Origin of the sequence: Cobetia sp. MMG027, from assembly GCF_027947415.1 — a bacterium.
In the GTDB taxonomy this organism is placed as follows: Bacteria; Pseudomonadota; Gammaproteobacteria; order Pseudomonadales; family Halomonadaceae; genus Cobetia; species Cobetia marina.
On record NZ_JAQJIO010000004.1, the window covers coordinates 351,965 to 374,886 of the forward strand.

The window sequence follows — 22,922 nt, forward strand, 5'->3', positions numbered from 1 at the left end:
AGAAGGTCCAGCTCAGGATCTTTACCGCTGCGCCACGGCGGTCATGCAAGCCGTTGTCCATGCCGTCATGGCGATGCGCGCGGCAAGAAATCCTGAGCGACGAAACATGAAAAGGCCCGTACCGGAGTCGGGCCTTTTGTATTGCCTGGCAGCTTGCATCCTCCAGCCTCAGGCAGGTCGTGAGGTGCGCATTCTGCCCACTCGAGGGCCTGCTGTCATCTCGCATTCACCCAGGAACAACTCACGTCGCCATGGAGGAGGTGGATGACGGATTCGTCGGAAGGGGGTCGCCGGTGTGGGCAGAGCCAGATTCGACCTCACCGACACTGGGCAGAACCTCCACCAGCCCACAGTCCATGCGTTCCTTCTCGGCCTGACGCGCCTGAGCCAACGCTTCTCGCAACGGCTCCAGACGAGGGTGCGGCGCTTCGCCGGCCTCGCCTGCCGGCAGATCCCAGGGCAGCGCTCGCGCCAGCTCCCAGAGCGTATAGTGATTGAGATCACGTCCCAGCACCCACTGACCATCCTGGGTCTGGCTGGCGATGTTCTCCTCAATCAAGGGCTTGAGTACCCGACGATAGCGGCTGCCCAATACCTCGGTCAGGCTGTCATCCGAGAGCGGCTCGCCCCGTTCATGCGCATCCTTGAGCAGCATCACGGCCCCCAGGGTCTGCCAGAACGGTGGCCAGCGATGCCAGTCAGCGTTGGAGCGCTCCCCCATCCAGGCCGCCACTTCCGCCCCCAGCAACACGATGCACCAGGACAGGAAGACCCACAGCAGGAACAGTGGCACTGCCGCAAAGGCACCATAGATGGCCTGATAGGACGGGAACTGCGTGACGTAGAACGAGAACCCGGCCTTGGCCAGTTCCAGTGCCAAAGCTGTCGTCACCGCTCCCACGGCCGCATCGCGCAGGCGCACCTTGCAATTGGGTACCGCGGCGTAGATGAAGGTGAAGGCCACCGCGCTCAACAATGGTGGCAACAGGCGCAGCAATACCGCCTTGCCGCCCAACATCGAGGCCGCTGAATCGAAGAACGACAGCGAAGTCAGATAGGAAGACAGCAGGAAACCGGACCCCAGCATCAGCGGCCCGAGTGTCAGTACCGCCCAGTACATCAGAAAGCTCGACAGCCCCTTGCGCCCTTCCGGTACCTGCCAGATGGCATTGAACGCCCCTTCGATGGTGATCATCATCAACACCGAGGTGACGAACAGAAAGATGAGGCCCACGGAGGTCAGATTGCGAGCCTGGCCCGAGAACTCATTGAGGTACTCAAGCACCGTCTCGCCGGTGGAGGGCAGGAACTGGGCAAAGACGGTGGTCTGCAGTTGCTGCCCGACACCGTCAAAGCTCGGGATGACGGCGAACATCGAGTAGATCACCGTCATCAGAGGCACCACCGCGAACAGGGTGGTATAGGTCAAGGCGGAGGCAGTCTTCTTGCCATCGTGATAGTTGAAACGTGAGACCAGCTTGAGGACGACCCCGATGGCAGGCGTCATCCGCTTGAGTTGTGGCAGTTGTGGCATTCTCATGCGCCCCTCTACAATGCATCCCTGATGTGAAGCTGCCGTCAGGAATCACTGACGGCACAGTCCATTCGCCTTACCGCCTGTCCGGAAACGGAGACAGTCATGCCAATGCTGAAACTCTATCACAACCCGCGCTGCTCCAAGTCACGCGAAACCCTCGCGTTGCTGGAGTCACGCCTGAAAAGCGACGAATTCGAGACCATTCGTTACCTGGACACCCCGTTGAGCCGTGAGCAGCTGAGTGCGCTGGCCGCTCGACTCGAAGGCGGGGCGAAAGCCCTGACGCGAGAGAACGAGAGTGACTGGAAGGCGCTCGCCCTTGAGGAACCCGATGATGCACGACGTCTGGACGCCATCGCTGCCACGCCCAGGTTGATGCAACGCCCGATTCTCGATGACGGAAAGCGCGCCATCATCGGCAGACCACCGCAGGATGTACTCGCCCTGCTCGACGACGCCTGATCCCTTCGTGACCTGAGGACGCCCATGTCAGCTGACACCCATTCCAGTACGTCCCCCGATACGACACCCTATGTGCTCGTGCTTTATTACTCGCGTCACGGTGCGACCCAGACCCTGGCGGAGCAGATCGTCGCTGGCATCGAGTCCATTCCGGGAATCCAGGCCCGCCTGCGCCGTGTCCCCGAAGTCTCGACGACCTGCGAGCAGACCACGCCGGAAATCCCCGACAGCGGTGCCATGTATGCCACCCTCGATGACCTGCGTCAGTGTGCAGGCCTGGCACTTGGCAGCCCGACCCGTTTCGGCAACATGGCCGCTCCGCTGAAGTACTTCCTCGACTCCACCAGCGAGCTGTGGATGAACGGGGCACTGATCGACAAGCCCGCCACCGCCTTCAGTGCCTCAAGCTCACTGCATGGCGGTCAGGAAACCACCTTGATGACCATGCTGGTGCCTCTTCTTCACCACGGCATGGTCTATGCGGGTGTGCCCTACAGTGCCACTGAATTGCTGGAAACCACCCAGGGCGGCACGCCCTATGGCACCACCCATGTCAGCGGCAAGCGCGGTGACAATGACGTGAACGACCATGAGAGACGCCTGGCCGTCGCACAAGGCAAGCGCATTGCGCGTCTGGCCCTCGCCATGCAACCCCTCAGGGAGAACCGATAGATGCGCGCCTGGCTTGAACGAATGGAACGTGAACAGGGCCTCGACACCCTCGAGGCCAAGAGCCGCCGCGGCGTGATCGTGAGCTTCGCGGCCCTGGCCGTCATCCTGCTGGTAGGTGGCATCCAGTTGATGGCCCAGAGTGACAATACCGGCCTGGTGCCGTTGTTGATTCGCCTGCTGCCCATTGCCCTTTTCCTGCCCGCCGTGCTGACTCGTCGCGCCCGCGGCCACGTCTGGCTGGCCTTCGTCAGTCTGCTCTATCTCATGCAGGGCGTGATGCTGGCCAGCGTACCCGGCCATGGGGTGATCGGCATACTGGAGGCGCTGGCGGCACTTGGCCTGTTCCTCGCCAGCATGGCGTATGCTCGCTTTCGCTCGCGCAATCTGAAGCGTCAGCCTCAGTCGTGATGCGGGCCAGCGCCCCCATGGGGTAAAAGGCCGCCGACGAGGACCTGACAGATAGCGCCCCCTGGGCGCTATCTGTCATCAGGCCTGGCGCTCTGTCTGCACGACCGGCGATTCATTCGATGTTCCTGTCCCTTCGCTCATTTCTGTCCCTGTCCCTGTCTCTTTCCGCTTCCAACTTCCCGCTTCTCTTTTTCCTCTCCCCCTTTCTCCTCGACCTCAGCGCTTATCCCTTGAAGATGGGCGGAGGATTCCAATGACAGATCAGCGCTCGACGGTGGCTTGCTGGGCAATTGGCGCTAGAATCCAGAGGATTGCACTGCAGAGTGCCACCTTGGCCGCATCGCCACACCATCATCGTCACGCTATGCTGATGCGTCTGACCCCCTTCGGGATCGGGTCGTCACGCAGCCTTGCGTGATGCCAATGCCCATTGAGCCGACAGGAACCCCGTACGCCTCATGCCTACGACACCCACCACCGATGGCGTGACACGCACCCTCGACGACGGTGCGCACTCCCTGGAGATGGCCGAGCCTGAATCGATCACCACGGCCAGCGCATGGCGTGAGGCGCTGCGTCAGACGCTACCGGTGATGTTCGGCTATATCCCGCTGGGAGCCGCCTTCGGGGTGCTGTTCACCCAGTTACCCCTGAGCCCCTGGCTGGGACTCTTGATGTCGGTGATCATCCTGGCGGGTGCCGGGCAGTTCCTGGCGGTCGCTCTGCTGGGCGCTGGAGCGGGTGTCACGGAGGTAGCCGTCGCCACCCTGCTGCTCAACTCACGCCACCTGTTCTATGGCCTGTCATTGCTGGAGCGTTTCCGCGAGGCCGGAATCGCCAAGCTCTATCTCATCTTCGGTCTCACCGACGAGACCTACTCGCTGCTATCCAGCCTGCCGCGCAGCGGTGAGCGGGATGACAAGGCCGCCAGGCGCAATGATCAGCGTCTGATGCTGCGCATTACGGCGCTCAACCAGCTGTGGTGGGTATTGGGGACCGCACTGGGACTGGCGGCCGGCCAGCTTACCTTCGACAGCAGCGGCATCGAATTTGCCCTCACCGCCCTGTTCGTCGTGCTCGGCATCGAGCAATGGTACGCACTACGGGAACGCTGGCCCTTCCTGCTGGGCCTGGTGATCACCCTGGCGGGGCTATGGGTGCTGCCCCATGACCAACTGCTGCTCGGCAGCATCGCCGCGGCAAGTGTTCTTCTGCTCGGCCATTATCTCCATCAACAGCGCTCTCTGAGCGACGGGAGCCGGACACGATGACAACGACCCAGGCACTCCTGCTGATCGGCGTGGCCGCGCTGGCGACCTTCGCGACACGCGTGATCCCCTTCCTGTTTCTCTCACGCCATTCCGCACATCCCTTGATCCTGCACATGGGTCGCTATCTGCCGGCCATCGTGATGGTCGTGCTGATCATCGTGTCCCTGTCTGCCATGTCGTTGCCCGGCGACTCCCCCCGTGATCTGCCCTCCACGCTCGCTCGCAGCGAGCTCTGGCGCGACTGGCTGATGCAGGCCGAAGGTGCCGGCATGCTGATATCCGCCGCCTGCGTGGCCGGCCTTCACCTCTGGCGACGCAATGCGCTGCTCTCCATCGCCGTGGGTACCGGCCTTTACATGGCGTGGGTACAGCTCGGCCCCATGGCACAGGCCTGAGGCCCTTGCGATCTGGCGCTCGACGGTACACAGTCCTTACATTACATGAGCAATTCATCAAGGGAGCCCACCATGAATCGCGATATCGCTGACGTGCGCAGAACCTACTCCGGTGATGGCCTGAATCTTGACAACACCCCGGCCGAACCCTTCGAGCAGTTTCAGGAATGGCTGACCAGCGCACTCTCCGCCGATGACAACGATGCCAATGTGATGACGTTGTCCACCGTGGACAGCCAGGGCAAGCCGCACGCGCGCATCGTGCTGCTCAAGGGATACGACGCACAAGGGTTCATCTTCTATACCAACTATCAGAGCCACAAGGGCAGCGAACTGGCCAATGTGCCGCATGCGGCCTTGACGTTCTGGTGGCCTGCCATGGAGCGCCAGGTCCGTATCGAGGGTCGCGTGGAGAAGGTCTCGGACGCCACCTCGGACCACTACTTCGCCTCCCGTCCCAAGGAAAGCCAGCTGGGGGCCTGGGTCTCGCAGCAGAGCGTCGAGATTCCGGATCGCGACTGGCTCAGCGAGAGACAGGGCCGCTTCGAGAAGGTCTATGCCGACAGTGATGTCCCGCGCCCTGAGCACTGGGGTGGCTATCGCGTGGTGCCCGAGATGATCGAATTCTGGCAGGGCCAGCCATCACGCCTGCACGACCGGGTCCGTTATCAGCGTCTGGATACCGAAGACAATGAGTGGCACAAGGTGATGCTCGCACCGTAATTGGCACCTGATCGCCACACGCTCTCAAAGGCTCCGCCATGGCGGGGCCTTTTGCGTGAAGGCGCCTGCGTGCTGATCGAAGCACGCATGCCCCTTACGCCAAGCCCCTCACATCCAGCCATGCGGCACCCGCGATGCGCGCCCATCGACGCGGCACGCGAGATCAAGCATGACTTGCCCTGCGCCGTGCCAGAACAGACAATGGCCGGCTTTTCGGTGCAGGGCATGCTCAGGTCGGCGACAGCTGCACGGCTCATGTTCTGCATACACCGTCACATGCTTACAGGAAGGGAGGCCACATGGCCTGGGACGACAGTGCAACACCCAAGGTGGCTCGTCAGACGCTGGTAGATCGCCTGCTGGCAAGCTACACACCTTCCGATCACCATGGCATCTCGCTGGTGGATCACGCCGTGGTCGGCAATGTGCTCTACACCGTGCTGGAGCATCCCCATGGTCATACCTTCATTCGCCAACATCTGATGCAGGCTCCCCGACAGGGTGACCCCAGCCGCTGGGAATACCATATCCGGGATGAAGGCACGCCAGATATTCCGCTGCAATGCCCGCCGGCACTCCTGGCGCAGTCCACTGCTCCCGGTGAGATTGCCGCCCAGTGGCGAGAGGCGACCCGCGCCGCGCGTGAGGATGTCGCGGCGCGCAAGCGCAAGATCAAGAAGCTCAGGAAAGGCGAGCGCCTTGCGGCACTGGATGGCAGCGAGGTGATCTTCGTGCGGGCTTTCACCGCCAGCCTGTTCATCGGGCGAGCTCCCGACGACACCGCGGAGGAAGAATACGAGTATCACTGGGAAGACATCGATCTGCTGGCCTCCCCGCTGCCTGACGAGTGACGGCGAGCTCGTCACCCGCCTTGCCGACCATCACCGTCGAACCGCCCATCGTCATCTGTGAGACCCCATGCAGCCACAAGCCGACCCGTTCATCGTTCCGCCCTGTCATGAGACCTACAAGGTGCTTTACGCGGATGAGGACATCCTGCTGATCCACAAGCCCAGTGGTCTGCTGAGCCTGTCGGGCAAGCATCCGCTCAATCTGGACTCGCTGCACCATCGGCTGGTCAAGGAATACCCGACCGCCAAGCTGCTGCACCGTCTGGATCTCGGCACCTCAGGCATCATGCTGGTGGCGCTCAACAAGCCGGCCAACGGCAACCTGACGCGCCAGTTCCAGGCTCGGACCATCGACAAGTCCTACCGCGCGATGCTGCTGGGACACGTCGAGCAGGACAGTGGCCGGATCTCGCTGCCGATTGCCAAGGACGTGGATCAGTTCCCGTTGCAGAAGATCTGCCATGAGACAGGCAAGACCGCCATCAGTGACTATCGCGTGCTTGAGCGGCTCGAGGCCCCCAGGCGTACCCGGGTCGAATTCACGCCCGTCTCCGGGCGCACCCACCAGCTGCGCATCCACAGTCAGCAGCTGGGCCACCCCATCCTGGGCTGCGATCTGTATGCCAGTGATGAAGCCTTCTTCATGGCCGAGCGCCTGATGCTGCATGCCGAGATGATCGCCTTCGATCACCCGGTCAGCGGCGAGCGCATGCAAGTCCGCAGCCCCTGCCCCTTCTGAGCGTCGCTGACGTCCCGCATCGGCGAGACGGAGGGTGAGACAGATAGACGACCCTGATAGACGAGACGCCCCCGCAGGCTTGCCTGCGGGGGCGTCTCGTCTTGGTCTTACTTACATTGATGGCAGGCCGAGGTGGACTAGACCGCTGCCATCATGATGAAGGTTACTGAGCCGTTGCCGGCAGCCACTCATTGACGATATCCGGATGGCTTTCCACCCACGCCTTGGCCGTCTCGTAGGGGTCTGCATCATCCTCCTGGTTGTTGAGCATCACCTCGCCCATGTCCGCCGGCGTCCAGGCGAAGTTGTCCAGGATCGCGTAGACCTCCGGCATGTCCTCCTTGAGCCCCTTGCGTGCCAGGGTATGGATCTCCTCGGCACCGCCATAGACACCCTTCGGATCCTCCAGGTACTTGAGGTCCCAGCGCGCGAACATCCAATGGGGGGTCCAGCCGGTCACCACGATATCCCGCTCGCCCTTGATGGCATTGCTCAGCGCTGCGGTCATGGTCGCGCCGCTACCGGTCGTGAGGTCGATATCCTCGAGATCGTAATCCTCGAGCACCTGCTCGGTGAGTCGGGTCAGGCCGGCGCCTGGCTCGATACCGACGATACGCTCATCAATCTCGTCGGCATGCGAGGTGATGTCCTCGATGGACTCGAGCTTGCTGTACGCCGGGACCACCAGGCCAAGCTTGGTGCCCTCGAGGTTGACTCCCAGATCCTCGACCTTGGGCCCGACCTTGGCCATGTAGTCTTCATGGGTCGTGGGGAGCCACGCACCGACCATGCCATCAGCATCACCAAAGGCGACCGCCTGGAACATCGCGGCGGCGGACAGCGCCTTGAGCTCGACGTTGTAGCCCTGAGCTTCCAGCACCGCTTTCACGACATTGGTGGAGGCGACCTCAGAGGACCACTCGACATACGCCAGGGTGACATCTCCCTTGTCACCTGCCGCATGAGCCGCGCTGACACCGACCACCGAGGATGACATGGCGGCCCCCAGCAACAGTGCCTTGGCGGTGATGGTCAGATGGCTACGTGGAGTACCTTGCTTATTCATCAACTTCCCCTTTATTTGAATCTACTTATTTCTTAGGGCGAGAATTGCCTGATCGCCGATCAGGTCAGCCTTTCATCAATACAGGACCAGCAGAAAGACTGGCTGCCGCGAATGCCGCATCCCCATGCAACGTGTAAAGAACAGGAGAATGTGTCGCGGTGCAGAAATGTGGGCAAGAAACGCCCTGAAGAGATGGGACAAGCCGGCACGACAGGCGGTGCCGGCTTGTGGGTCGAGGTGAGTCACCTCAGGAGCGTGACTTCTTTTCCTTGCTCAAGGTCTGGGTCAGGCGGTCAAGCAGCATGGCCAGGATCACCACCGCGATACCCGCTTCGAACCCATCTCCGGGACGCAGACGCTGGATCGCCTTCCAGACTTCGTTGCCCAGACCATCGGCGCCGATCATGGCCGCGATGACGACCATCGACAGGGCCAGCATGATGGTCTGGTTGATGCCCGCCATCACCGTCGGCAGCGACAGGGGCAGCTGCAGCTTGAAGAGCTTCTGGCGACGGGTGGACCCGAAGGCATCTGCGGCCTCGATCAGCTCCTTGGGCACCTGACGAATCCCCAGGGTAGTGAAACGGATCGCCGGCGGCATCGAGAAGATGACCGTAGCGAAGATCGCCGAGACCGACCCGATACCGAAGAAGGGAATGGCCGGGATCAGATAGACGAAGGCCGGCATCGTCTGCATGAAATCCAGAACCGGCATGATGACCCGATAGAAGCGATCCGACAGCGCCGCCAGAATGCCCAGGGGGATGGCGATGACCACGGCCACCAGCGTCGCGATGACCACCAGGGTGAGCGATTCGATCATCGGATCCCACAGATCCAGATTCCAGATTAGGCCGAGGCCCAGGATGGAACCGATCGCCAGGCGAGTTCCCGCCAGCCGCCAGCACAACAGCGCGACCATTGCGATCAAGGCCCACTGAGGCATCCACATCAGGGCGTCATTGAGCGCACCGATGCCGGTCTCGGTGAACTTGGAAATGGCGCGGGTCACGCTGGAATAATTGTTGGTCAGGTAATCCAGCCCTGCCTCGATCCAGTCACCCAGCTCTATCTTCGGAATGGTGAAACCTGTCGATTCACTCATGCATGCGCCTCCCCTGCTTCGGCCAGCTCAGCCAGTACGGATCCCTTGACCACGACTCCCATCAAGCGCGATTGCTCATCCACGACTGCCAGCGGGTGGTGATGGCCAGCAAACATCGCGAACAGGTTGTGCAAGGGCTCATCAGGCGAGACCCGACAGCAATCGGAGTGGATCAGACTGGAGAGATCCGTGAGGTTCTCACGCACGGCACGCTCGGCATCTTCTGCCGTCACGATTCCCAGAACGGTACGGTCGCGGCGCACCACGAAGAGACTGTCCAGGCCGTTTTCTCCCATCTTGCGCAATGCCGTACGGGGGCCATCATCGTCTCGCGCGGTGGCACGGACATCCGTCATGGCGGACTGGGCGGTCAGAATCCGCGACATGTCCACGCCTTCGACGAAGCGCGCGACATAATCGTCAGCGGGCTCGGTGAGAATGGTCTCGGGAGTGCCGATCTGGACGATTTCACCATCCTTGAGCAGGATGATGCGATCACCGATGGACAGGGCTTCATCCAGATCGTGGGTGATGAAGATGGTGGTCTTCTTCATCTTGTGCTGCAGCGCCAGCAGCTCCTGCTGCATGTCCTTGCGGATCAACGGATCCAGTGCCGAGAAGGCTTCATCCATCAGCAGGACGGTAGAATCATTGGCCAATGCACGTGCGAGCCCGACACGCTGCTGCATGCCGCCGGAGAGCTGATCGGGGTAGGCATCCTCCCACCCGTCCAGTCCTACCTGCTTGAGTGCATCACGCCCGCGCTGGAAACAGACTTCCTTCGCCTCGCCGCGCACTTCAAGGCCGTACTCGGCATTCTGTTGAACCGTACGATGAGGGAAGAGCGCAAAGTTCTGGAAGACCATCGAGAAGTGCTTGCGACGACAGCGCAGCAGCGATTTCTCATCCAGCTTGGCCACGTCCTGACCGTCGATCAGGATCTCGCCTTCTGTCGGGTCGATCAGACGATTGAGACAACGGATCAAGGTGGACTTCCCGGAGCCGGACAGCCCCATGATGACCAGCAGCTCACCTTCCATCACATCGAAATCGACATTGGACAGGCCCAGTGTCTGGCCGGTCTTTTCCAGAATTTCAGGACGTTTGAGTCCCTGGTCACGCAGAGTGAGCGCCTTGTCAGGCTGGTTACCGAACACCTTGCTCAGGTTGCGCACCCGGATCTTCGCATCGCGAGTGTCAGTCATTGGCTTTCCTGTTGTGAGTGCACAGGGAAGCGTGAACAGGCTTGATCAGTCACACGGCAGGCAACGCGCTTTCACGATGTTGCGCCGCTGAGGGTGGCATAGCGCCAATCAGGCCGTCATGCGGGAGGCACCCGTCATGACACTGCCTGATACTGAGCAGAATGCCACGTCATTCCCTGCGCCAATTTCCATAAAGGATTCTTATATTTAAAATAATGATACAGAGTTATTGATATTCACTCAAACAACAACACAGCTTTATACGACGAAGGTGGCATACCACCGATCATGCCCTGACACGCGCGCATCAGGCCTTGGATTCAAGCCTCAGGCGTTGCCAATCACTGGTGGGCTCATTGAGTCGGATACTCGCATCGATGACCTGTTCCTCCATGTTGTAACGACAGGTGAACCCCAGGTGCTTCATCAGTGCACGCATCGGGTGATTGTCCATCATGATCTTGCCTACCATCTCGAGAGTGCCCAACGAACGGCAATAGCGCAGCATCTTTTCCATCAACAGTCGTCCGATCCCCTCACCTTGCAGGTCATCACGAATGATCACCGAGAACTCCGTGCGAATGTTGTCAGGGTCATTCCAGACCCGCACCACTCCCAGCATTTCACGACGTGAGCCGCCCTCCTCCTGTTCACTGACTTCACGCTCGGCGATGAATGCCATCTGGCGGTCATAATTGATCTGGGCCAGCAGCGCCAGATCGCGTTGCGTCAGGGAAGCCTTGTGATGGAAATAACGGAAACGAATGCTTTCCTCGGACAATCTGGCATGGAAAGCGGTGATCAATGGCGCATCCTCTGCACGAATCGGCCGCACTTCCACCTCGGTGCCATCCTCAAGCCGCACCCACTCCCGCAGCTCTTCCGGGTACGGCATGATGGCGAAGCGCGCGGGCTTGCCCAGATCCAGCGTGAAATCCACCGCGACGGCTTCATCACGATTGAGCAGCAACGGATTGATCTCCAGCCCCCGAATGTCAGGCAAATCCGATGCCAACTGCGACAATTTGATCAACAAGGTACACAGGCGCGCGATATCCCGCTCGGGGTCCGGCGAGTGCTCCTCGATCAGACGCGAGGCATGACTGCGCGAGATGAGCTCGCGTGCCAGCGTCATGTTGAGAGGCGGCAAGGCAACCTGGCGGTCTACCAGCACGTTGACCTTGTAGCCCCCCAGCCCGAAGACCACCACCGGCCCGAACTCCTCGTCACGCGTGATGCCCGCACTCAATTGCAGCGAATGCTTGCCGCGACGCATCGGCTGCAGGCAGAACTCATGGATGCGGGTGCGTTCGCTGCCGCTGCGTCCCCGCTCGTCATCACGCTCGCTCACCTTGCTGATGATGCGACGCATGGCCAGGGCGATGTCTTCCGGGCCATTGAGATCCTGGACCACGCCAGAAGACAGACGCTGCGGGAAGCGGCGATAACGGAAGGGCTGGCTGTTGTGCTCGTGGACCACCCGCAAGGCGAAGGGCCCCGCTGCCATCTCGGCGTCTTCCTTGCCAGCCGCCTGCCTGAGAGCTGCAATGGCCTGCGCGGCTTCGGCGGCGTCAGACACATAATGACTGGCAGCTGTCGCGATGCCATAGGTCTCCAGTACCTGAGCCGTTTCAGAATGGGTCAGCCATTCACGACCGGCACGCCGAGCGCTGTGCACCAGATCATGTGCTCGGGCGCGAATCTCGGCGCTGGTGGTGAAGGACAGGCTCGGCGGGGTCTGCTGCAACAGGGACTGCACCCGCTGGTAATCCACCATCTGCAGGAAGGCCTTGACGCCCTTTTCAGGTGAGAGATAGGTCGGGATACCCGCAGCGTGGCAGGCATGACGTGCCGCCAGCGCCTGCTCGAGCCCCATCCAGCTGGTCAGCAGATTGCGCCGGAACTGCTTGCGATGCGTGATCAGGGCCTCGGCCGTGTCCTTGGATGGTGCAAGTCTTGTCGGCGCGTGCACGACGAGCACCGCATCGACTCCCTGATCATTGGCCACGATGTTGACTGCGGCAACGAAGTCTTCGGGCGTGGCATTGCCCCCCAGATCCACCGGATTGCGACCGGGCAGGCTGACATCCAGCTGATCCTTGAGCAGCGCATCCCGACTCTCCTTGCTCAGCTCGGCAAGCTTGCCGCCTCCCGCCATCAGCTTATCGATCGCCAGCAGGGCCGGCCCGAGACCATTGGAGACGATCGCCAGCCGATCGCCCCGCAGCGGTTTCATGCGATTGAGCGTCTCGAGGGCATCGAACATGTCCTCGCTGTCATTGACGCGTACCACCCCAGCACGCGCCAGCGCGACGTCCACGATCTGGTCGCGATTGGGGATGCCGGGGGTGACGTGAGTCCCGAACAGGTCGGCCTCGGGCGTGCGACCGCTCTTGATCGCCAATACCAGTCGGTTGCGAGAGGCCTCGCGCAGCGCAGTCATGAAGTGCATCGAGTCATGGATGCGCTCGAGATGCAGCAGGAGCGCCTGGGCATGCCCATATTGATTCAGGTAATCAATCAGGTCAGGCAGCATCACGTCGACGCTGTCTCCCAGCGTCACCAGATGGGAGAAGCCGATACCGCGCCCCGCCGCCCAGTCGATCATGGCATTGCCCAGCATCCCCGACTGCCCCAGATAGGCGACCTTGCCCTTGGCGACAGGCTGACCACTGAAGGAGGCATTCAGATTCCGATTGGGCACGCAGACCCCCATGCACTCCGGGCCCAGCAGACGTATACCACTGCCACGTGCCGCCTTGAGCAGACGGCTATTGAGACTCTCCTGATCCGGATGGATGCGCAGTCGCGCGTGGTCGGGGGCCACAGGCTCACGCCGGGCAAGCATTCCGAGCCCTTTTTCCGTCACGCGGGCCAGGGAGCTTGCCGGCGACGGTGCCACTCCTCCGGAGATCAACAACGCAGCCTTCACGCCGCGACGCCCCAGCTTCTCGACGATGCGCGGCAAGGTCTCGGCAGGCGAGCACAGGATGGCGAGGTCCGGCATCGTGTCCAGCTCACTGATCCGGCGCACACAGGGCACTCCATGCACCGTGTCGTAGCCCTTGGGATTCACCACGACAAGCGTGCCCTTGAACCCGCCTTCCAGCAGGTTTCTCAGCACCTGGCCGCCCAGTGAGTGTGTCTTTTCCGAGGCCCCGATCACCGCGATACTGGTGGGCTCGAAGAAATTGCGCAGAAATCGCATCCCCATGGAGGTGTCCTGTCAGCCGGTGCGCATCCAATGCGCGATGCCACCAGCATGCCGCGAAAGTGAGTGCCTGAACAGCAGCCGGCAGGTGCTGGAGTAGGTAGACCATCCGCCACTATCCGTGCCTACCAGTGAATCTTACTGTGAGGTTTCGAACTATCCTCAGTCTAGCGCCCAGCCAAACAGGCACATGCCGATGATCACCTCTTATATCTCTCATAGCGACTGTGGCAATCATTTCATGGGTCCGACACATCCCGAGAGCCCATTGCGCCTGCAGGCCATCCAGCGTCAGCTGGCATTGAGCGGCGTGATTCAGCATGTCCAGCAATACGATGCACGCCCTGCCACGCTGGAACAGCTGGCAAGAGTCCATCCGATGCGCCACCTACAGGCCCTCGACAAGTGCCCGCCCCAGGCAGGTCAGCTGCTGACGCTCAGCGAGGACACCGTAATGTGTGCAGACAGTCTGGTGGCGGCACGTCTCGCGGCAGGGGCCGTCGTGCGCGGGGTCGACCAGGTGATGCGCAATCAGGCGGACAACGTCTTCTGTGCCGTGCGCCCACCGGGCCATCATGCCGAACGCGCGGATGCCATGGGCTTCTGCTTCTACAACAACGTGGCAGTAGGCGCGCTGCATGCCCGCCAGCAGTACGGTGTCAGACGCATCGCCATCCTCGATTTCGATGTTCATCAGGGCAACGGCACGGTAGATATCTTCAAGCATGACCCCGACACGCTGGTCTGCTCATCGTTCCAGAATGCCATGTACCCCTGGCGCTACCTCGAGAGCCGCTGGGAGCACATTCACAATACCCCGCTTGCAGAAGGCTGTGGTTCGCTGGACTTTCGCCATGCCATCGAAGCGCAATGGCTGAAGAAGCTTGATGATTTCAAGCCGGAGCTGATCCTGATCTCGGCAGGCTTCGACGCGCATCGCGAGGATCCGATGGCCGAACTGTGTCTCGAGGACGACGACTATTACTGGATCACGCGCCTGGCGATGGACGTGGCCAGGCGCCATTGTCAGGGACGTGTCGTCTCGGTACTGGAAGGCGGCTACTGCCTGGAAGCGTTGGCACGCAGCACTGAGGCCCATGTCAAGGCACTGGCGGGTCTGCCGATGGAGGACGGGATATCCCTGCGTCATTCGCCGCCAGCCAAGCACGCGTCACCCAAAGTTCATGCAAGGCCAGATGAGCGTGATCATCCGCTGTTCTGAGTGACCAGACATGCAACTTCAAGAGACGCATCCCCTGTCGCCAGGAGCATCGTCGATGCCTTGCTCAGCTACACCGTGATTTCCTTGCTGTGATAAGCTGGCGAAAAAGTTTCCAATAGTAAACTTGTGAACTCCCGCCGCCATCGACCACAGCGAAGCTTCCCATGAGTACACCGACTGACAAGGATGCCGCGGTCCGGATCGCTTCCGGCCGCAAGGCCTTCGTTGAGCCCCTCAAGCTTGGAGAGAGGGTCAAGCAGATCCGCCTCGCCAATCATTGGACCCTCGAGGACGTCAGCCAGCGTACCGGGCTTGCACGCTCTACGCTGTCCAAGATCGAGAATGAACAGATTTCCCCCACCTTCACCGCCGTCCAGAAGTTGATCAATGGTCTCAATATCGACCTTCCTCAACTGCTGAGTCCTCCCAAGCGACAGAGCGGCACGCTGGGCAGACGTGATCTGACACGCCTCGGTGAAGGCAAGAGCCATCCGACTCCGACCTATGAACATGAGCTGCTTTCCTGGCAGCTGGCTCAGAAGCGCATGATTCCCTTCAAGACCCGGGTGCGCGCTCGCAGCTTCGAGGAGTTTCCCGACTGGGTGCGCCACGACGGCGAGGAATTCCTGATGGTGCTAGAGGGCAGCATTCTGCTGTATTCCGAGTTCTATGAACCCTTGCCTCTCGGGGATGGAGACAGCATCTATTTCGACTCCGACATGGGCCATGCTCTGGTTTCCACCAGCGAAGACGATGCCGTAGTGCTGTCAGTCTGCACGCGCAACGACGCCGATTGATGATACGCCCACTGGCGCAACGCTAAACCGTTCTCCAGAAGCATGTGACGTGAAAGATCTTTACCTCGCCAGAACAATGACCTGGCGAGGCAGATGAAGCGCCCACATCATCACCGTTTAGCCTGGTGCTAGCAGGCGATCTTGACTCAGTCATGTTGGGCGGCGTCGCCTCGCCAGATGAGCTGACCACATTCACGCAGGTCATACCCTCCCAACGACTGTGCCAGCTGGATACCATTGGGCGTGGACAGATAGTCCAGCAGGCCCTGGAAGAGGTCGCGGAAATAGACGTTGCGTGGCACGACCAGATCAAAGGCCTCTTCACAGACCGGCACGAATCCGAGACCGAATTCATTCGCGGCCGATAACGTCCCCGGCCCGACATCCACCTCCCCGCGCGCGACGAGTGATGCGACCTCTCGCTCCGAGTAGGCGATGGCGAGGGTATTGAGCTGCTCCGGGCGCATCTGATGGCCGGACAGCCACTCCTGCAGGAAGCGCTGCGAACCGGCCCCCTCCTGACGCACTACCCAGCGCCGTTGAGACCCGAACAGGCCGCCGGGATTGATCGGCAGGTGGCGATCTTCCTGACGAATGATCAGCCCCTGGGTGCGCCGAGCCAGCCGGACCAATACCCACTGACGATAACCATCGTGCCCGCGGATCAAGGCCGGATGGCGAAGCGACGCTTCCTCGGCACGCCCCCAGTGGATGGCACAGACATCGGCTCGCCCCTGACTCAACAGATCCAGCCCCAGACGTGTCCCGGTGACACTCATGCCATAGAAGGCACTGCCATCGTGCTGCTGGTTGAGTCGCATCGTCAGCGCTGCCAGCAAGGGGTCATCGCTACCGGTGATCATCAAGCGATCCGCCAGCACCCCATGATGGCTGGACTCCAGAATCCATTGCTCGACCAGGCGCCGCGGGAAAAGCCATTTGCCGGTGACCTTGGTGGCCGGCATGGTGCCCTCACTGGCCAGCTGATAGATCTTCTTTTCATTGAGGTGCAACAGTCGTGCGACCTCATGGACCGTCAGAAAGGGGTTGTCATGCATCGTCGCATCCCCGGGAACAGGCTGATTCATTGCTCGCCCCCAGAGCGAGACTTGCCGGCTTCACGAAGTTGATCACCGGCACGCAGTGGAGGGATGGCGTCCAGTATCATCCGACCGGCAGGGTCCACCACCTGGAAGTGGCTGCCCTTGGCACGTGCGATCAACAGCACCCCGAAGCGGCTGGCCAGCTCAACGCCCTTCTGGGTCACCCCGGAGCGTGAGACCAGCACCGAAATGCCCGCCTGCGCCACCTTGAGCACCATCTCCGAGGTCAGACGCCCCGTGGTGTAGAAGATATTGGCACCCCGGTAATCCGTCTCGTCCTCGCGCACGGGCGAGAGCCAGTTCAGGCCTGCCAGAGTATCGACGGCATTGTGGCGACCGACATCCTCGATGAATGCCAGCACCTCATCATCCCGGCACAGCGCACAGCCATGTACCGCCCCCGCCTTGCGGTAGGTGGCATTGTGGGCCGCGAGAGATGCCAGCAGCTGATACAGCACACTCTGCTGAAAGGGGCGATCATCAAGCGCCTCCAGCGTCTGACGCTCCAGCAGATTGCCAAAGACGGTTCCCTGGCCGCAGCCGGTGGTGACGGTACGCTTGCTAAGTCGCTGCTCGATATCCTCCGGCAGATGGCGCGTCACCACCGAGGCGCTTTCCACCTCCCAGTCCACTTGCAGCGCCTCCAGGTCTTCGATATCTCCCAACAGGCCCTGATTGCGCAGATAGCCCGCCACCAGCGCCTCAGGCTCGGCCCCCAGCGTCATCAGAGTGACGATCTCACGCTTGTTGAGGTAGATCGTCAGCGCGCGCTCGGCGGCGATCGACTGCGTCTGGCGCTGGCCTCGCTCATCCATCACGACGATATCCAGCGTGGTGGGCAATCGAGCATTGCTGATGACCGGAGGCATGGAGGTTTTCATGGCGTCGGGGTCTCCCTCTTCGAGCCGAATTGATGCCGGAGGGTGCCGCCACACGGCGAACCTGCCATGCAGGTTGCGGCATGCGTCGTCACCCAGCGCTCAAAGAATACCAGTCAGGCCGAGAGGCTGTCCTGATCCGGCAGCCATTGCGATCTCGCGTCATGCAATTCTCGACGCATGCGGCACGCTTCTTGCTAAAACCGGTAGAGCGTCGCATGTTCGTGAACGTACGAGCCACGGCGCTGATGACAGACTCGCCTTGGACCCGATACGCCGCCGACCACGACTCGGGTCACCCCCTGAACCACTTCCAGAACGCCCTCAAGTGATACGCCATGACCCAGCCACCCGACCCGTTGATGGACACGGCACTCGACGCCTCACGCGAGTCATCACGACCTGACGACACTCGCTGGCTGACCGTGACACTGGCCCCCTCGCAGCAGACTCTCGGCCGCTTCACTCTCGACACCTGGGTGATTTCCCGGATCGCGCCCGCGGATCACGGCGAGACCACGCCCCGGACGCCTGATCAAGCGGCGCAACCGGAGCCTCAACGCACTCTGCCCCTGCAGCTGCATCTCACCGAGCGCACCGACTATCGTTACAACCTGCGTTGCGAACAGCCGCGCCTGTTCGTCTTGTGTGAAGAGCGTGAAGCGGATGGCATGCAGCCAAGGGTCGTCACCGCCTGCCAGGAAGTGGCCTCGCATTGGCTGGATGGCGACCAGCTGGTACTGGATACCCCGATGCCTCCTGCCCTGATGGTCTGGCTGGAGGGCTATCTCGCCCGGCATGGTGAGCGCATCGATGAAGGCAAGAAGAAGAAGCGCAAGGGGGCGGGGCGCGCCAGTCAGACCGACACCGTGCACCCGGACACTGATGCTGCCAACAAGGAAGGGCCATGAGTCACTCCGACGACCGCGACCATGCCTCGCAAGGCCTGTTGTCCCGCTGGTCACGCCGCAAGCAGCGCGCCGAAGCCTCACGGACGACCACGGACTCTCCCGATGCCGCCGCTGGGCTGGCGACGGTCGCACAGCCCTCCACGGCCAATGACACCGTACCCACTGAGACCGCACCCACGGAAACAGAGGCCTGCGAGGCATCGGACGAGCCGGGCCATGCTCTGCACAGTGAGCGGCATGACAGCAAGCGGCATGGCGAAACGTCCGCTGAAGGCGGCAGTGAGACGACCGACGCCGAGGCCCTTGCACAGGAGGCAGATGAGCCCCCACCCGTCGTGGAGCTGCCAGACCCCGACACCCTGCTGCCGGATGCGGATATCAGTGCCTACATGCAGGCAGGAGTGGACCCGGCGCTGCGACAACGCGCCCTGCGCCGCATCTTCATGGGAGGCGAGCACTCCCTGCGCGATGGCCTGGACGATTACGATCAGGATTTCTCCCAGATGCGTCCGCTCGCCGCAGGTGTGGCCGAGACGCTGAGACGCTGGACTCGCGATGTCGAAGAGGGACTCGAGAAGCTGGAAGATGACGAGGCTGATTGCGTAGCCGCCAGCAACGCCTCGGAAGATCAGCCGCAGGATGAGGCGCCGGAGGCTGCACCCTCAACGGATGAGCAAGGTCTCGACTCACTGGATGAGACATCACCGGATCACGGCCCACAGACCCATCGCGAGCACGCGCAGGACAAGCACACGGATACTGATGCTGCCCTTGCGCATGACACGCATGCACGGCAAGGCGCATGGGACCAGACCAATGACGTCACGGCTGACGGACATGGGCCCACCCACAGATCGCCCCTACCACCAGAATGACACGCCTGCCCGCAGGCACTGAGACATTATGACCCAGCGCGAGCTCCGTATTCGGCATGCGGAGTCATTCCCTTGCCTCTCACATGACTTCCACTCCCATGCGAGAGGCGCACTGCCTGCAAGAATCCGCTCAACAGAGGCAGGTATCGTCTAGCAAGAGGACGGCACTGCCTCCCGATACCTGACCGTCTACGCCCGATGCTCATCGCTGGCCCTTCAGTCCCTGACTATGCTGAAGCCAGTCGCAATGACGCCGCCGTGCGGATCATCCGGATGACATCAGGCGCAAGACGTTGCTGGAAGCCCATGCACTTCCTTGAATGACCTTCGACCGCTGACCGGGCGCGAGCCTCGAGAATCAGCGGCGATCAGGAACCGTCCACCGCGCCACCTGACAGGCGCGCCAGGGGCGGAGCCGCCACGACCGAAATAAGGATGAGGATGCTCAGTTCAAGTCTCGAGAACGCCCAGCGCGCGCTCAACCAGCAAGCACGCCAACGCGCCCTGGCGGCAGTGCTCGGAGCCTCCCCCGCTTCCAGCCTGCCACTGCTGGCCAGTGATGCCGGCAGCGCCCCGATCCGCTATCGCAGCCAGGGCCGCACGCTGCTGATCGGCAGCGAAGCGCGCCTGCGTGCCCTGTCCAGCCTGATGCTGGCACTGCCCGCCACTCACTCCCTGTCACTGTCTCTGCTGATCAGCGAGCAGGACAACAGCGCACTGGTATCCCTCGACGAGCGGCATATCACGACGAGCGAAGCACTGTCCTCCCATGCCAGCACCCGCGAGGCGCTCTCGCTGAGCGGCCATCTTGGCCATTTCACGCTGCTGGCTGGCGGGGTCAATCTGGCGCGCGCACTGCTGTCCACAGGTGCCCGACAGGTCGAGACCTTCGACCTGATCGCCGATCTGGGTCACCAGCCCCTCAATCAGGCGGAACTTCCGCCGCCGGGCTATCTGCGTGCAGATGATACGGTGCTGGGCGAGCTGGATCGTCTCGCAAGCGACGCCAGCCTTGTCGAGAGCGGCGATCAGATCGCGAACCTGACCCATTGGGCGACAGAATTCGCCGGTCTGGTCGGCAGCTTCGACAAGCCCAATTACGTCAACGTCAATCTCGACATCTGTGCCCATTCAAGTGCGGGCAGCATCGGGTGTACACGTTGTCTTTCCTCCTGCAGCGCCGACGCCATCTTCTCCGTGGCGGGACGCCGCAACGCGCATATCGAGATCGACCCGTACCTCTGCCATGGTGCCGCCAGTTGCGTGAGTGCCTGCCCGACCGGCGCGCTGAGCTTTACCCAGCCGCCACTCGAACAGCGTCTCGAACAGATCCAGCGTCTGCTTGAACGCTATCAGGATGCAGGGGGCACGCAGCCGATACTGCGCTACCGCCTCGAGTCTGCCAGTGACCGCCACTCGCCGTTGGCACCTGAGGATCAGGAACGCTGCCTGGACATCGCACTGGATGAAATCAGCGCCACCGGGCACGACGAGTGGCTGGCCGCGTTGGCGCTGGGCGCCACCCAGGTCATCGTCGAACTGCCTCGGACACTGCCTGCCGGTCAGCACCAGCAACTCGAGCAGGAACAGCGTCTGTGCAATGCGTTGCTGGAGAGCATGCAACTGGCCACGGACACCCAGGGCTCCCCCCGTCTCGTGCTGATCACCGAGTCCGCCGTGCCGGCCTCGCCCATGACGCTCGTCAGTCCGCTCTGCCTCGCGCTGGCGCCCGGTGCCGATCGCGAAGAGGACGGCCAGCCGGGCCTGCCGATCGCGCGTGACTGGCTGTTGGGTCAACCGGATGCCCGACCCGGCAAGCGTGAGCGCCTGAATCGTGTACTGGATCACCTGGCCACGCTGGCCGCCGCTGACCTGGCGCAGACCGCCGTCGAGGTACCTGCCGGTGCGCCCTTCGGCGCGATTCAGGTCGAAAGCGACGGCTGCACCCTGTGTCAGGCCTGTGTCGCGGTCTGCCCGACCAGCGCACTGTCCGCCAACCGCACCTCTCCGGCACTGTCCTTCACCGAGGGAGATTGCGTGCAATGTGGCCTGTGCGAGCAGTCATGCCCCGAGAGCGTCATCACTCTGACGCCGGGCTTTTCCGCACAACCAGAGGTGCGCCGTGAACCGCGCCTGCTCAAGCAGGACACGCCGTTCCCCTGCATCAGCTGCGGCACCCCGTTCGGCTCCACCGCCACCATCACGGCGATGCAGACCAAGCTGGCCTCCCACGCCTATTTCCAGGGTGACGGTGCGCTGCGCCTCAAGATGTGCAGCGATTGCCGCGTGAAGGATATCTGGCACGAAATGGCCCGCAATCCCGATGCTCAACTCAAGGTCTGAGTCCATGCCTTCAAGTGATGACACTGATATGACACCTGATGATGGATCGTTGATCAGTCACAGTGCCGAGCAACAGGCACTGCGGGCCGATCTCTACCGCCTGCTGGCTCGCCTGCTGCGGGCAGCGCCCGATCAGCCACTCATCGACTTCCTGGCGGCGCTGGAGCCTGAGGCCATCACCATGCCCGGCGCGGATCAGCAGCAACTGCCCAGGGCGCTGGCCTCGCTGTCTCTCTCGGCGCGCGTCAGTGACCCTCGACGACTGGAGGACGAGTATTTCCAGGCACTGGTCGGGGTCGTGCAGGGCGAAGTGGTGCCGTATGCCAGCTGGTACCTGACCGGCTCATTGATGGAAATGCCGCTGGTGGCACTGCGCCATGACCTCAAGCGCCTCGGTTTCGAGCGCGAAGCCGACGTTCGCGAGCCGGAGGACCACCTGGGGGCCCTGTGCGAGGTCATGGCCATGCTGATCGAGGAGCTGCCCGGCGAACAGGTCAACTTCTTCCGTCAGCATCTGGCGAACTGGGGTGAGCGTTGCTGTGCCGACCTTGCGCGTCGCAAGAGTCCTTTCTATGCCGCGGTTGGCTATCTTGGCCAGGCATTTCTGGCAGCCGAACGACGCAATCTCGGAGAGACTCCCCAACCGACAGCCTCATTGGCGGACGTCGCAAGCCAAGACACCACTGGCTGGCAAGGCATACAACTTCCCCAATCGTGAGACCGACAGACACGAGCCGGACAGCACCCACAGCCCCGGCACACGCCATGGCCAGTGCTGGGGCTGATGCAAGACCCTGATGCAAGACCTGAAGCAAGACCGTGAGACACCCTTCAAGCGACAACGGATTCAGCGACGTTCGCCTTGAACATGACATGTCAGACAGGAGATCAGCATGAAGACTGATGACAACACGCAAGGCCAGGAACTGGCTCGTCAGGGCCGCCGCAAGTTCCTGAGGGTACTGGGAGCCAGCACCGTCGGGGCGGCAGCCGCTGGAACGCTGGCCGGGGCCGTCATCCCGGATCAGGCCGCGCCACAGGACGGCAAGACAGCAGACAGAGTGACCGACAACTATCGCGAGACGGATCACGTGAAGGCGTTCTACGCCACTCTGCGAGATTGACCTTCTGTCGGTTACGTCTCCACA

22 protein-coding genes are annotated in these 22,922 nt (G+C 61.9%); 15 read left to right on the forward strand and 7 right to left on the reverse strand.

Annotated features, from left to right (window positions below; all coding sequences use genetic code 11):
* Positions 1–241: 241 nt before the first annotated feature.
* Positions 242–1,540 carry a YihY family inner membrane protein gene (locus PJK54_RS07325; RefSeq protein ID WP_077376561.1) on the reverse strand — a complete coding sequence of 433 codons (1,299 nt, stop codon included), beginning with the start codon at positions 1,538–1,540 and terminating at the stop codon, positions 242–244.
* 99 nt (positions 1,541–1,639) lie between these two features.
* Between PJK54_RS07325 and PJK54_RS07330 the strand changes: the two genes are divergently transcribed.
* The 8 genes from PJK54_RS07330 (at position 1,640) to PJK54_RS07365 (ending at position 7,058) form a co-directional block, all read left to right on the forward strand.
* A complete protein-coding gene (locus PJK54_RS07330) occupies positions 1,640–1,999 on the forward strand; it encodes an ArsC/Spx/MgsR family protein (RefSeq protein ID WP_084208713.1) in 360 nt (119 codons plus the stop codon).
* 24 nt (positions 2,000–2,023) lie between these two features.
* Positions 2,024–2,671: an NAD(P)H:quinone oxidoreductase gene (gene wrbA / locus PJK54_RS07335; RefSeq protein WP_077376567.1), complete on the forward strand. Its 648-nt coding sequence runs from the start codon at positions 2,024–2,026 to the stop codon at positions 2,669–2,671.
* Complete coding sequence (locus PJK54_RS07340; protein WP_084208714.1) at positions 2,672–3,079, forward strand: DUF2069 domain-containing protein; 408 nt, start codon at positions 2,672–2,674, stop codon at positions 3,077–3,079.
* 458 nt (positions 3,080–3,537) lie between these two features.
* Positions 3,538–4,350 (forward strand): AzlC family ABC transporter permease, encoded by an 813-nt coding sequence (locus PJK54_RS07345; protein WP_271302584.1) that lies wholly within the window; start codon positions 3,538–3,540, stop codon positions 4,348–4,350.
* Positions 4,347–4,745 (forward strand): branched-chain amino acid transporter permease, encoded by a 399-nt coding sequence (locus tag PJK54_RS07350; RefSeq protein WP_271302585.1) that lies wholly within the window; start codon positions 4,347–4,349, stop codon positions 4,743–4,745. Before PJK54_RS07345 ends, PJK54_RS07350 begins: the two co-directional genes overlap by 4 nt.
* A gap of 72 nt (positions 4,746–4,817) precedes the next feature.
* Positions 4,818–5,468 carry a pyridoxamine 5'-phosphate oxidase gene (gene pdxH, locus PJK54_RS07355; RefSeq protein ID WP_077376576.1) on the forward strand — a complete coding sequence of 217 codons (651 nt, stop codon included), beginning with the start codon at positions 4,818–4,820 and terminating at the stop codon, positions 5,466–5,468.
* 299 nt (positions 5,469–5,767) lie between these two features.
* Positions 5,768–6,319 carry a hypothetical protein gene (locus tag PJK54_RS07360; RefSeq protein ID WP_271302586.1) on the forward strand — a complete coding sequence of 184 codons (552 nt, stop codon included), beginning with the start codon at positions 5,768–5,770 and terminating at the stop codon, positions 6,317–6,319.
* Between the two features lie 67 nt (positions 6,320–6,386).
* Positions 6,387–7,058, forward strand: coding sequence for an RluA family pseudouridine synthase (locus PJK54_RS07365; protein ID WP_077376585.1), 672 nt, complete (start codon positions 6,387–6,389; stop codon positions 7,056–7,058).
* Between the two features lie 163 nt (positions 7,059–7,221).
* Here PJK54_RS07365 and PJK54_RS07370 read toward each other — a convergent pair whose 3' ends face one another.
* The 4 genes from PJK54_RS07370 to PJK54_RS07385 all read right to left on the reverse strand — a co-directional run bounded on the left by PJK54_RS07370 (position 7,222) and on the right by PJK54_RS07385 (position 13,648).
* Positions 7,222–8,124 carry a glycine betaine ABC transporter substrate-binding protein gene (locus PJK54_RS07370; protein WP_271302587.1) on the reverse strand — a complete coding sequence of 301 codons (903 nt, stop codon included), beginning with the start codon at positions 8,122–8,124 and terminating at the stop codon, positions 7,222–7,224.
* Between the two features lie 247 nt (positions 8,125–8,371).
* Positions 8,372–9,229, reverse strand: coding sequence for an ABC transporter permease (locus PJK54_RS07375; protein ID WP_077376591.1), 858 nt, complete (start codon positions 9,227–9,229; stop codon positions 8,372–8,374).
* Positions 9,226–10,434: a quaternary amine ABC transporter ATP-binding protein gene (locus PJK54_RS07380; protein ID WP_077376594.1), complete on the reverse strand. Its 1,209-nt coding sequence runs from the start codon at positions 10,432–10,434 to the stop codon at positions 9,226–9,228. Before PJK54_RS07380 ends, PJK54_RS07375 begins: the two co-directional genes overlap by 4 nt.
* A 307-nt stretch (positions 10,435–10,741) precedes the next feature.
* Positions 10,742–13,648 carry a bifunctional acetate--CoA ligase family protein/GNAT family N-acetyltransferase gene (locus tag PJK54_RS07385; protein ID WP_271302588.1) on the reverse strand — a complete coding sequence of 969 codons (2,907 nt, stop codon included), beginning with the start codon at positions 13,646–13,648 and terminating at the stop codon, positions 10,742–10,744.
* A 193-nt stretch (positions 13,649–13,841) separates the two neighbouring features.
* Here PJK54_RS07385 and PJK54_RS07390 point away from each other — a divergent pair, with 193 nt between their 5' ends.
* Both PJK54_RS07390 and PJK54_RS07395 read left to right on the forward strand, forming a co-directional pair.
* A complete protein-coding gene (locus PJK54_RS07390; RefSeq protein ID WP_271302589.1) occupies positions 13,842–14,867 on the forward strand; it encodes a histone deacetylase family protein in 1,026 nt (341 codons plus the stop codon).
* 164 nt (positions 14,868–15,031) lie between these two features.
* Complete coding sequence (locus PJK54_RS07395) at positions 15,032–15,664, forward strand: helix-turn-helix domain-containing protein (protein ID WP_077376603.1); 633 nt, start codon at positions 15,032–15,034, stop codon at positions 15,662–15,664.
* A 146-nt stretch (positions 15,665–15,810) separates the two neighbouring features.
* On the opposite strand, the gene PJK54_RS07400 is transcribed toward PJK54_RS07395, so the two are convergent.
* Together PJK54_RS07400 and PJK54_RS07405 are read right to left on the reverse strand one after the other, a co-directional pair.
* Complete coding sequence (locus PJK54_RS07400) at positions 15,811–16,722, reverse strand: helix-turn-helix transcriptional regulator (protein WP_077377390.1); 912 nt, start codon at positions 16,720–16,722, stop codon at positions 15,811–15,813.
* A 26-nt stretch (positions 16,723–16,748) separates the two neighbouring features.
* Positions 16,749–17,648 (reverse strand): formate dehydrogenase accessory sulfurtransferase FdhD, encoded by a 900-nt coding sequence (locus tag PJK54_RS07405; protein ID WP_442870671.1) that lies wholly within the window; start codon positions 17,646–17,648, stop codon positions 16,749–16,751.
* 335 nt (positions 17,649–17,983) lie between these two features.
* Here PJK54_RS07405 and PJK54_RS07410 point away from each other — a divergent pair, with 335 nt between their 5' ends.
* The 5 genes from PJK54_RS07410 to PJK54_RS07430 all read left to right on the forward strand — a co-directional run bounded on the left by PJK54_RS07410 (position 17,984) and on the right by PJK54_RS07430 (position 22,898).
* On the forward strand, positions 17,984–18,556 hold the full coding sequence (locus tag PJK54_RS07410) for a DUF3305 domain-containing protein (protein WP_271302590.1): 573 nt from the start codon (positions 17,984–17,986) through the stop codon (positions 18,554–18,556).
* Positions 18,553–19,431 carry a DUF3306 domain-containing protein gene (locus PJK54_RS07415; protein ID WP_271302591.1) on the forward strand — a complete coding sequence of 293 codons (879 nt, stop codon included), beginning with the start codon at positions 18,553–18,555 and terminating at the stop codon, positions 19,429–19,431. The genes PJK54_RS07410 and PJK54_RS07415 overlap by 4 nt, the downstream gene beginning before the upstream one ends.
* Before the next feature lie 441 nt (positions 19,432–19,872).
* Positions 19,873–21,774 carry a 4Fe-4S dicluster domain-containing protein gene (locus PJK54_RS07420; RefSeq protein ID WP_271302592.1) on the forward strand — a complete coding sequence of 634 codons (1,902 nt, stop codon included), beginning with the start codon at positions 19,873–19,875 and terminating at the stop codon, positions 21,772–21,774.
* Positions 21,775–21,802: 28 nt separating this feature from the next.
* Entirely contained in the window at positions 21,803–22,492 is a 690-nt protein-coding gene (locus PJK54_RS07425) for a TorD/DmsD family molecular chaperone (RefSeq protein ID WP_271302593.1), read from the forward strand.
* 175 nt (positions 22,493–22,667) lie between these two features.
* Complete coding sequence (locus PJK54_RS07430; RefSeq protein ID WP_077376618.1) at positions 22,668–22,898, forward strand: hypothetical protein; 231 nt, start codon at positions 22,668–22,670, stop codon at positions 22,896–22,898.
* Positions 22,899–22,922: the final 24 nt, after the last annotated feature.

Coding starts and splice junctions, on each gene's coding strand:
- PJK54_RS07425 (WP_271302593.1), top strand. CDS start 21,803: ATGACACCTGATGATGGATCGTTGATCAGTCACAGTGCCGAGCAACAG.
- PJK54_RS07415 (WP_271302591.1), top strand. CDS start 18,553: ATGAGTCACTCCGACGACCGCGACCATGCCTCGCAAGGCCTGTTGTCC.
- PJK54_RS07350 (WP_271302585.1), top strand. CDS start 4,347: ATGACAACGACCCAGGCACTCCTGCTGATCGGCGTGGCCGCGCTGGCG.
- wrbA (WP_077376567.1), top strand. CDS start 2,024: ATGTCAGCTGACACCCATTCCAGTACGTCCCCCGATACGACACCCTAT.
- PJK54_RS07360 (WP_271302586.1), top strand. CDS start 5,768: ATGGCCTGGGACGACAGTGCAACACCCAAGGTGGCTCGTCAGACGCTG.
- PJK54_RS07385 (WP_271302588.1), bottom strand. CDS start 13,648: ATGGGGATGCGATTTCTGCGCAATTTCTTCGAGCCCACCAGTATCGCG.
- PJK54_RS07345 (WP_271302584.1), top strand. CDS start 3,538: ATGCCTACGACACCCACCACCGATGGCGTGACACGCACCCTCGACGAC.
- PJK54_RS07375 (WP_077376591.1), bottom strand. CDS start 9,229: ATGAGTGAATCGACAGGTTTCACCATTCCGAAGATAGAGCTGGGTGAC.
- PJK54_RS07395 (WP_077376603.1), top strand. CDS start 15,032: ATGAGTACACCGACTGACAAGGATGCCGCGGTCCGGATCGCTTCCGGC.
- PJK54_RS07420 (WP_271302592.1), top strand. CDS start 19,873: ATGCTCAGTTCAAGTCTCGAGAACGCCCAGCGCGCGCTCAACCAGCAA.
- PJK54_RS07380 (WP_077376594.1), bottom strand. CDS start 10,434: ATGACTGACACTCGCGATGCGAAGATCCGGGTGCGCAACCTGAGCAAG.
- PJK54_RS07400 (WP_077377390.1), bottom strand. CDS start 16,722: ATGCATGACAACCCCTTTCTGACGGTCCATGAGGTCGCACGACTGTTG.
- PJK54_RS07370 (WP_271302587.1), bottom strand. CDS start 8,124: ATGAATAAGCAAGGTACTCCACGTAGCCATCTGACCATCACCGCCAAG.
- PJK54_RS07340 (WP_084208714.1), top strand. CDS start 2,672: ATGCGCGCCTGGCTTGAACGAATGGAACGTGAACAGGGCCTCGACACC.
- PJK54_RS07325 (WP_077376561.1), bottom strand. CDS start 1,540: ATGAGAATGCCACAACTGCCACAACTCAAGCGGATGACGCCTGCCATC.
- PJK54_RS07390 (WP_271302589.1), top strand. CDS start 13,842: ATGATCACCTCTTATATCTCTCATAGCGACTGTGGCAATCATTTCATG.
- PJK54_RS07365 (WP_077376585.1), top strand. CDS start 6,387: ATGCAGCCACAAGCCGACCCGTTCATCGTTCCGCCCTGTCATGAGACC.
- PJK54_RS07330 (WP_084208713.1), top strand. CDS start 1,640: ATGCCAATGCTGAAACTCTATCACAACCCGCGCTGCTCCAAGTCACGC.
- pdxH (WP_077376576.1), top strand. CDS start 4,818: ATGAATCGCGATATCGCTGACGTGCGCAGAACCTACTCCGGTGATGGC.
- PJK54_RS07405 (WP_442870671.1), bottom strand. CDS start 17,648: ATGAAAACCTCCATGCCTCCGGTCATCAGCAATGCTCGATTGCCCACC.
- PJK54_RS07430 (WP_077376618.1), top strand. CDS start 22,668: ATGAAGACTGATGACAACACGCAAGGCCAGGAACTGGCTCGTCAGGGC.
- PJK54_RS07410 (WP_271302590.1), top strand. CDS start 17,984: ATGACCCAGCCACCCGACCCGTTGATGGACACGGCACTCGACGCCTCA.